Here is a 9083-nt window from a genome sequence, read left to right as displayed (position 1 = left end):
GCCTACTGCCAGGGCGTGCCGGTGAGGTGTTCGTACGCCTCCAGGTACTTCGCCCGGGTCGCGTCCACGATCTCCTGGGGCAGCGCCGGGGGCGGCTGCTCGCTCCGGCGGTCCCAGCCGGAGGCCGGTGAGGTCAGCCAGTCGCGCACGAACTGCTTGTCGTAACTGGGCTGGGCCCTGCCCGGCTCCCAGGTGGCGGCGGGCCAGAAGCGGGAGGAGTCCGGGGTCAGCACCTCGTCCGCGATGATCAGCTCCTCGCCGCCGTCGGCGGTGGGGGCGAAACCGAACTCGAACTTCGTGTCGGCGAGGATGATCCCGCGCTCGCGCGCGATGTCACGGGCCCTGCTGTACACGTCCAGCGTGGTGCGACGCAGCCGGTCGGCGGTCTCCTCGCCGACCTGGCGGGCCACCTCCTCGTAGCTCACGTTCTCGTCGTGGTCTCCGACGGCCGCCTTGGTGGCGGGGGTGAAGATCGGCGCCGGGAGTTCGGAGCCGTCGACGAGGCCCTCGGGCAGCGCGAGGCCGCAGACGGTGCGGGACTCGTTGTACTCGGCGAGGCCGGAGCCGGTGAGGTAGCCGCGGGCGACGCACTCGACCGGGACCATCCGCAGCGACTTGCAGATCAGGGTGCGGCCGGCCCAGTCCGCGGGGGCTCCGGCGGGGAGCTCCGTGGACAGGACGTGGTTCGGTACGAGATCGCTGAGCTGGTCGAACCACCACAGCGAGAGCCGGGTGAGCACCCGGCCCTTGTCCGGGATCTCGGTGGGCAGGACCCAGTCGTACGCGGACATGCGGTCGCTGGCGACCATGACGAGGTCGCCGGCCTCGTTCCGGTACAGGTCGCGCACCTTGCCGGTGTGGAGGTGGGTGAGCCCCGGGACCTGCACTGGCTCGGGCTTTTCTACAAATCCGGACACGCTGCCTCCGCGTAGGTTGATCCAGGAGTCGTTCCGATTCTCCCGTATCGGGGTGCGGTGGGGTGGAGCGGGGCGTCCGTGGGGCATCCGTGGCGCCGGGTGCGGTGCGTGCCATGGCCTCGGAGAGGTGCCGGGCGTGGGCCGCGGAGATGTTCCGGGCGTGAGGCGCGGGGACGTTTCAGCCGCGCTTGCAGATGCGGTCGAGGAGGTTGGCGGTGGCGCGCTGGATGCGGGGGTCCACGTGGCCGGGGCGGTCCAGGGCCGGAGACCAGGCGAAGGTCCCGGAGGCGAAGACGAGGGCGCCGGACGGGGCTCGGTACAGGGACGTCTCCTGGTGGCGCTTGACTCCTTCGCTGTCGAGGTACGGGGAGTGGGCGAGCAGGATGCGGTTCTCGTGCTCGGGGAGTGCGGTGCGCGGGAAGTAGCGGTCGGCCTCGCTCGCGACCAGGCCGTCGATCTCATCGCCCTCGCCGGCGCCCGTCGCGTCCCACAGCCAGTGCTCGGCGTTCCGTACGACCAGTGGGTGCGGATCGGGGACCCGGCCCGCGTACTGGATGCCGAGGAGCTGCTGCTCGGGGCGGTCGATCTCGCGCCAGAGCGCGGGCTTCCCCGGGCCGCGTCGCTTGCGGCAGGTGAGCAGCCGGTCCGGGACGCCGGACGGCGACGGGGAGAGGCTGACCTGCCAGTACATGGTGTTGGCCGAGAGGAAGACGAGCGAGGTGCCGTTGTCGCGGGCAAGTTCGGCGGTACGTCGCATGGGCACCGACCAGTACTCGTCGTGGCCGGGGAAGACGAGACCCCGGTAGCGGCTCGGATCGATCCGGCCCGCGTGCAGATCGCGGGTGTCGGCGTACGCGATGTCGTAGCCGTAACGCTCCGCCCAGCGGATGAAGTCATAGGCATGACCAACGTGGAGCGGCAGGCCGGCGCCCGCGTACGGGCGGTCGAAGGAGACGGTGACCGCCGCGTCCTCCTCCCCCAGGAGGCGGCCCTGCTCGTCCCAGGCGTGGTAGAGGCTGGCGCCGGTGCGGCCGTCCTCCGGATAGAGGTTGTACGCCTGCCAGGTGATGTCGGGCAGGACCAGCAGCAGATCGGCCGGGTGCGCGTCGCGGACGGTGAACGGGATGTGGGAGCGGTATCCGTCGACCGTGGTGAGCACCGCGACGTACGCGCCGATCGACCAGTACGAGGGGATCTGCAACCGCCAGGACTGCCACCAGTGGTGGCAGGAGACCGTGCGGTCGGCGGTGAGCGGGGCCGGCTGGACGATGCCGGAGAGCCGGGGGCTCGTGGTGATCTGGGCGGCGCCGTCGCCCCCGTAGTGACCGATGCGGTAGATGTCCACGGAGAACTGCTGGGGCGGGTCGACCGTGACGTGGAAGTCGATCGCCTCGCCCGGGGCCGCGGCGCCCGTGGAGATGAACCCCTTGATCTGACGGTGCACGTCGTCGGCCGTGCGCGTACCGCCGTCGGTCGAGCCGCGGGCCAACGTGGGGTCCGCGTACCAGGGGACGACATGTCCGGTGTCGTCGAAGTAGTTCTCACTGCCGCGCAGCCAGGGGAGGGGGCCCTGGCCGAAGGGATCGGAGACGGCATGCGCAAGGGCACCCGACTCCCATCGACGAATCTGCTCGGCCCCCATATCGCTTCTCTCCCTCGGTCCCCCGGACAACAACAGTGAGACATCGGCTGATCGTCATCGGTGTCGGCCGAAGCGATATCACCGGTGACCGCCTCCGGCCGTGCGCCATCGGTGCGCCAACAGCGATGCGCCGACTGTCAGCGTCAATCCCCAGCACATCACATAACGCACGCACTCCGTCACCGTTCGTCGCGAATTGACGTGAACGGAACCTATCTTTCCGGGTATTGAGGGACGGTGGCGCCTGCGGCGTTGCTCGTGAGGGGGTGGGGCCGTTGCCGTTCGGCTTTGTCGTCGCGGTCCGGCTTTGCCGTCGCGGTCCGGGTCTGTCGTCGCGCTGAGGTCTTCGTCGAGGCCGGGTCTGTCGTCGCGGCCGTTGGGGAGTCCGGCTCCGCTGTCGAGCCTGCCGGCGAGATCCGCGGTTCAGACGAGACGGACGGGTTTGTCGGCGCGTACGCCGACCGACGCGAGCCAGGAACGCAGTGGTCCCGCGTCGCCGTCCTCGACCAGGCTGAGGACGGAGACGCCCAGATCCGCCCGGCGCTCGCCCTCGACCAGCAGCGCGGGACCGTCGAGCCAGTCGAGTCCGGGCGCGGCACCCGCCGTGTCGACAGCGGCGCAGCAGACCATCGCCGCGACGTGGTCGGCAAGCAGCTCCGTACCCGTACGGGGCGGTTGGAGGGGGAAGAGCGGGAGGGGATCGGGGCCCCAGATGTCCGGGGCGTCCCCGCCCACGTGAGAACCGCCGGAGGCGCCCGCCAGGCCCGATGTGCCGCCGGCCGGGGGCCGTTGGACCGCGGCCTCCTCGCGGGCCATGGCGGCGCTGATCCCGGCCGCGAGCTCCTCGCCGCTCCCGCTGCGGCCCGCCAGATGCTCGACGACACGCGCCAGCGTGGGCACTCCGGCGTTGATGTCGGTGGCGCCGATGTCCGCGGGGAATGCGGGGCGGTGGGAATCGGGGCCGGGGCCGGGGCTGTCGGCGGCCGGTGCGGGCGCCGAACCCATCGCGTCGAGGACCCGGTGCAGCCGTGCGGCCTCGGTGCGCCATTTCCGGTCGACCACCTCTTCCGGATACTGCTGCCAGTCGACGGGCGACCAGTCGGAACCGGACTCCGCCGGACCGCCGTGGAAGAGCCGGGCCGCCAGCAGCGACGCGGCCTCGTCGGCTGCGCCCGGCTCCTCCAGGAGGTCACAGGCGGGACGTTCGCCGAGGCGCGAGGTGAATCCGTCGGCGAGCCGGTCGCGCCGGGAGAGTTCGGTGAGTGCGGATACGACGCCCGCGTCCAGCCGGGACGGCCAACGGCCCATCTGCCAGGCCGGCAGCGCGACCCGGGTGAGCAGTCGGTCCCAGCCCGCGTAGGCGAGGCCGACCTGCTCCTGGGCGACGATCCGCAGACCGTAATCCACAGCCTGTGCCCGAACCGACGCGGCGGCGGCGACACCCCGCTCCATCTCCGCGGCATGGCCGCGACAGCTGCGCAGCAGCAGCCGGGCGATCCAGCCGACGAAGACGCGCGGCACCGCCCGCACCCGCCGCAGCGGCCCGGGAGCGGGCACGGCGGCGTCGGCAACCGCTCCGTCCAGCCCTCGTACGAAACGGCGCGCTGCGGCTATGTCGGGATGCGCGGAGGGGCCCGTGCCCGCGACGACCGGGGCGAGCACCGCCCGTAGCTCCGCGACCCGCATCCACCACAGGAACGGCGAGCCGATGACCAGCACCGGAGCCGCCTGGACCCGGCGGCGGGGCCGGCCCGCCGGACGTGCCCCTGGAGCCGCCCCGCGATCCGCTCCGGGGTCGGCCGCGGGCTGCACCGCGGGATGCGTACGGTCCTCCAGCCAGCTGTCGCAGTCGGGCGTGAGGGCTATCGCCGAGGGTGCGGGGACCCCGAGCCGGTCGGCGAGGTCCCTGACCAGGCGGTAGAGATCGGGGGCGGCCTCCTCGGCGAGCGGAACGGTCGGGCTGACCGCCGGCCTCGCCCGTACGACCGCGAGCGCGACCGCCGCGGCGAGCAGGAGCACGACGACCGCACAGGCCGTCACGGCCCAGCGCGCCGTGTCCCAGCCGCTGCCGACGGCAAGACCCTGGGCACCGGCGACGAGCAGCACGACGGCGGCCGCCGCGGGCAGGATGGCGGCGGCTGTTGCTCGGCTGCGGATGCGCAGCAGAGCAAGAGCTCGGGCGCGCGCACTCTGCGCACCCAGCTCCTCACTTGTACCGGTACCGGACACGGCCGGACGTCACCCCCTCTGCCCCCGCGGCGGTGTTGTTCACTCCCCCACTGTGGCACCCGTCACTGACATCGCAATGCCAGTGAGCCAAGTGCCGGAATGCTTGCGCCGCACCCTAGTTGGGGCCTTGGCGGGCGTCATCCGGATGGCTCAGCCATCACTCGATGGAATGGCTTTGGGCAAAGGTGCTGACGCGCCGCTGTCCTTGGGGCAGCGGCGCGTCAGTGGGCGTGGCGTGGTCGTCCGGTCTCAGGCTTCTGCGGTCGTACTCAGGCTTCTGCGGCCTTCCGGGCAATGTCCGTACGGAACTGCGAACCGTCGAGCCGGATCCGGGACACCGCTGCGTAGGCCCGCTCGCGGGCGGCGGCGAGGTCCTCCCCGGTCGCGGTCACGGACAGCACCCGGCCGCCCGCGCTGACGATCGTGTCGCCGTCCCGCCTGGTCCCGGCGTGCAGGACGTACGCGTGCGGGGCATCCTGCGCCGCCACGTCGTCGAGCCCTTCGATCGGGTCGCCCGTCCGCGGCGTACCCGGGTAGTTGTGCGAGGCGACGACCACGGTGACGGCGGCCTCGTCGCGCCACGTGAGCGGGGGCAGCTCGTCGAGGGAACCGTTGGCGGAGCCCAGCAGGACACCGGCCAGCGGGGTCTTCAGGCGGGCCAGGACCACCTGGGTCTCCGGGTCACCGAAACGGGCGTTGAACTCGATCACCCGGACGCCGCGCGACGTGATCGCGAGGCCCGCGTACAGCAGTCCGGAGAACGGGGTGCCGCGGCGGCGGAGCTCGTCGACGGTCGGCTGGAGCACCGATTGCATGACCTCGTCGACCAGCTTGGGGTCGGCCCACGGGAGCGGGGAGTACGCGCCCATGCCACCGGTGTTGGGGCCCTCGTCGCCGTCCAGGGCACGCTTGAAGTCCTGCGCGGGCTGGAGCGGCAGCACGGTGGTGCCGTCCGTGATCGCGAAGAGGCTGACCTCGGGGCCGTCGAGGAACTCCTCGATGACCACGCGGTCGCAGGCCAGCGCGTGGGCGCGAGCCGCCTCGACGTCGTCGGTGACAACGACCCCCTTGCCCGCGGCGAGACCGTCGTCCTTGACGACGTACGGGGCGCCGAAGGCATCGAGGGCGGCGTCGATCTCGGCCGGGGTGGTGCAGACGTAGCTGCGGGCGGTCGGGACGCCGGCCCCGGCCATCACGTCCTTGGCGAACGCCTTGGAGCCCTCCAGCTGGGCCGCCTCACCGGAGGGGCCGAAGCAGGGGATGCCCGCGGCACGCACGGCGTCGGCGACCCCGGCGACGAGCGGCGCCTCCGGGCCGACGACCACCAGTTCGGCGCCCAGGTCGGTGGCGAGGCGCGCGACGGCGTCGCCGTCGAGTGCGTCGACCGGGTGCAGTTCGGCCACCTCCGCGATACCGGCGTTGCCGGGAGCGCAGTACAGAGCGGTGACGTCGGGGTCGAGGGAGAGAGAGCGGCACAGGGCGTGTTCGCGGGCGCCGCCGCCGATGACGAGGACCTTCACGGGGTGCAGCCTAGCCGCCGGGGCGCGCCCGCCTTGACGGACGGCCGCTCCGTGGACACCTCCGGGCATATCTGCGAGGCGACCCGGGCGGCCCGGAACGCACCACGCCATTCGTTGCTACGCGGCCCGGAACGCACCCGTCATTCGTTCATTCGTTCCTACTCGTTGGTGAACTCCTCCACGACCGTGGCGCCCAACTCGCGGACAATGAGGTCGTGCCCGGAGAGCGCCGAGTCGACGAGGTCCGGGTCGTCGGCCTCCGGGGTGTCGTCCTCGGGAGCGACCGATCGCGGGGGCTCGGGCGCGGAGTACGTCTGCGGTGCGGGCTCGCCGGCGGGTGCGGCGCCCGGCTGCTGGTGCGGGGCGGGGGCGGGCCGGGGTTCGTAGGTCTGCTGGGGCGCGGGGGCCGGACGCTGGGGCGGCGCAGGGGCGGCGGAGGGGCGGCCGCCACCGGTCTGCGGGGGTGTGCCCGCGCCGCCCGACGGGTCGACGATCGCCTCGATCTTCCACTGAGCGTTGAACCGCTCGGCGAGGGCCTGCTTCAGCACGTCCTCGCTGCCGCTGCTCGCGAAATTGTCGCGCGCGCCCGCGTTCAGGAAGCCGATCTGGAGGGTGGCACCGTCGAAGCCGGTGACCTGGGCATTCTGGCTGAGCAGGATCCAGGTGAACCGGCGGCGGTTCTTCACGGCCTCCAGGATGTCCGGCCACATGTTCCGCACCTGGCCGGCGCCCTGTGTCGTTCCGGGGCCCGGAGGCGTGGAGGCGGGCCCCGGTGCGGCGGGCGGCGGCTGTACCGGGGCGGGGGCCTGCGCGGCCTGCGGGACCGGCGACTGGCCGGGGGTGGAAGCGGTCGGCCAGCCGCCCGGGCGGCGACCGGAATCCGGCGCGGCGGCGGTGGGCCAGGCACCGGGACGCTGCCCGCCCGCGGAAGCCGCGGCCGGAGCCTCGGCAGGCTGCTGCGGAGCGGCGGGTACGGCAGGCGTTACGGGCGGCGCGGGTGCCGGGGGTACGGCAGGTGCGGGCGGTGCCGCGGCGGCGGGCGCCTCGCCTCGTGCTGCCGCGCGCGCGGCAGCGGGTCCGGCGCCGGGCTGCACGGCCGGTGCGACGGGGGCGGGGGCATGGGCCAGCGCCTCCGGCCCCGGCACGTACCCCACGGCGGGCCCCGGTCCCGTGGTCGCGAAGGACGCACCGCGCTCCAGCCGGTCGAGCCGGGCCTGCAGTGAGCGCTCGTCGTCGAAGGCCGCGGGCAGCAGCACCCGGGCGCAGATCAGCTCGACCTGGAGACGCGGCGAGGTCGCCCCGCGCATCTCCGTCAGCCCTTCGTTGACCAGGTCGGCGGCGCGGCTCAGCTCGGCGGCACCGAAGACGGACGCCTGGGCCTGCATCCGCTCGACGACATCGACGGGGGCGTCGATCAGGCCCTTCTCCCCGGCATCCGGTACGGCGGCGAGGATCACCAGGTCACGCAGCCGCTCCAGGAGGTCGGCGACGAAGCGGCGCGGGTCGTTGCCGCCCTCGATCACGCGGTCCACGACCTCGAACGCCGCGGCCCCGTCGCCCGCCGCGAAGGCGTCCACGATGGAGTCGAGCAGCGAGCCGTCCGTATAACCGAGCAGCGAGGTCGCCATGGCGTATGTCACACCGTCGTCGCCCGCGCCGGCCAGCAGTTGGTCCATCACCGACATCGAGTCACGCACGGACCCGGCCCCGGCCCGCACGACGAGCGGCAGCACGCCGTCCTCGATGGGGCTGTTCTCCTTGGCACAGACCTCGGCGAGGTAGTCGCGCAGCGTGCCGGGCGGAACCAGGCGGAACGGGTAATGGTGCGTACGCGAGCGGATCGTGCCGATGACCTTCTCGGGCTCGGTGGTCGCGAAGATGAACTTGAGGTGCTCCGGCGGCTCCTCGACCACCTTCAGCAGGGCGTTGAACCCCGCCGATGTGACCATGTGAGCCTCGTCGATGATGTAGATCTTGTAACGACTCGACGCGGGCCCGAAGAACGCCTTCTCCCGCAGATCACGGGCGTCGTCCACGCCACCGTGCGATGCGGCGTCGATCTCGATCACATCGATCGAACCCGGCCCGTTGCGCGCGAGGTCCCGGCAGGACTGGCACTCCCCGCACGGCGTGGGCGTCGGCCCCTGCTCGCAGTTCAGACAGCGAGCCAGGATGCGCGCGCTGGTCGTCTTGCCGCAGCCGCGCGGACCGCTGAACAGGTACGCGTGATTGACCCGGTTGTTGCGGAGAGCCTGCTGCAGCGGGTCAGTGACATGCTCCTGCCCGATGACCTCGGCGAACGACTCGGGGCGATAGCGGCGGTACAGCGCAAGGGACGACACACATACGAGGTTATCCGGGCGGACCGACAACCGGCTCCGGACCGGACGAAGCGCAGCCCCGCACCCCAGGAAACACAAGGGCCCCCCACGCACCCGCCAGAGCCAACCTACCCTTGCTGCCTTCCGGCCCTGGGGGAGTTCAGTCAGATAGCGCCACGTGAGGGGCTGAAGCCCACCTTAGCCGATCCCCACCCCTGCCGGTCCACTCCCCACCCTCCCGAACCACCCCGGACGAGCCCGAGCGGATGCCCGACGGGAACGGGTTCGCGAGCACTCCTCAACGTCTTGTATTGTTTGCCGCGGAGGATTCGCCTAGTGGCCTAGGGCGCACGCTTGGAAAGCGTGTTGGGGGCAACCCCTCACGAGTTCGAATCTCGTATCCTCCGCCATTGCTCTCACCGGGCAATACGTCGAAGGGCCCCACCGCTTGCGG

5 protein-coding genes, 1 tRNA gene and 1 other RNA gene are annotated in these 9083 nt (G+C 72.3%); 1 reads left to right on the top strand and 6 read right to left on the bottom strand.

Going from position 1 to position 9083, the window contains the following annotated elements; genetic code table 11:
* Positions 1–2 precede the first annotated feature (2 nt).
* From ACFU8Q_RS35375 to ffs, 6 genes are all read right to left on the bottom strand, one after another.
* Positions 3–917 (bottom strand): phosphoribosylaminoimidazolesuccinocarboxamide synthase, encoded by a 915-nt coding sequence (locus ACFU8Q_RS35375; RefSeq protein ID WP_384462387.1) that lies wholly within the window; start codon positions 915–917, stop codon positions 3–5.
* A gap of 178 nt (positions 918–1095) precedes the next feature.
* Entirely contained in the window at positions 1096–2559 is a 1464-nt protein-coding gene (locus ACFU8Q_RS35370; protein ID WP_384462384.1) for a N,N-dimethylformamidase beta subunit family domain-containing protein, read from the bottom strand.
* Positions 2560–2982: 423 nt separating this feature from the next.
* Positions 2983–4788: a hypothetical protein gene (locus ACFU8Q_RS35365; RefSeq protein WP_384462381.1), complete on the bottom strand. Its 1806-nt coding sequence runs from the start codon at positions 4786–4788 to the stop codon at positions 2983–2985.
* 269 nt (positions 4789–5057) lie between these two features.
* Positions 5058–6308, bottom strand: a complete 1251-nt coding sequence (gene purD, locus ACFU8Q_RS35360) for a phosphoribosylamine--glycine ligase (RefSeq protein ID WP_384462379.1) — start codon at positions 6306–6308, stop codon at positions 5058–5060.
* Between the two features lie 158 nt (positions 6309–6466).
* Positions 6467–8650 carry a DNA polymerase III subunit gamma and tau gene (locus ACFU8Q_RS35355; RefSeq protein WP_384462376.1) on the bottom strand — a complete coding sequence of 728 codons (2184 nt, stop codon included), beginning with the start codon at positions 8648–8650 and terminating at the stop codon, positions 6467–6469.
* 73 nt (positions 8651–8723) lie between these two features.
* Positions 8724–8820: signal recognition particle sRNA small type (gene ffs / locus ACFU8Q_RS35350), an RNA gene on the bottom strand.
* A gap of 131 nt (positions 8821–8951) precedes the next feature.
* Between ffs and ACFU8Q_RS35345 the strand changes: the two genes are divergently transcribed.
* Positions 8952–9039 (top strand) — tRNA-Ser (locus tag ACFU8Q_RS35345).
* Positions 9040–9083: the final 44 nt, after the last annotated feature.

It is taken from the genome of Streptomyces sp. NPDC057543 (assembly GCF_042801895.1).
Lineage (GTDB): Bacteria > Actinomycetota > Actinomycetes > Streptomycetales > Streptomycetaceae > Streptomyces.
The sequence above is the reverse complement of the archived record's forward strand: the minus strand, read 5'-3'. Positions and strand labels throughout refer to the sequence as shown.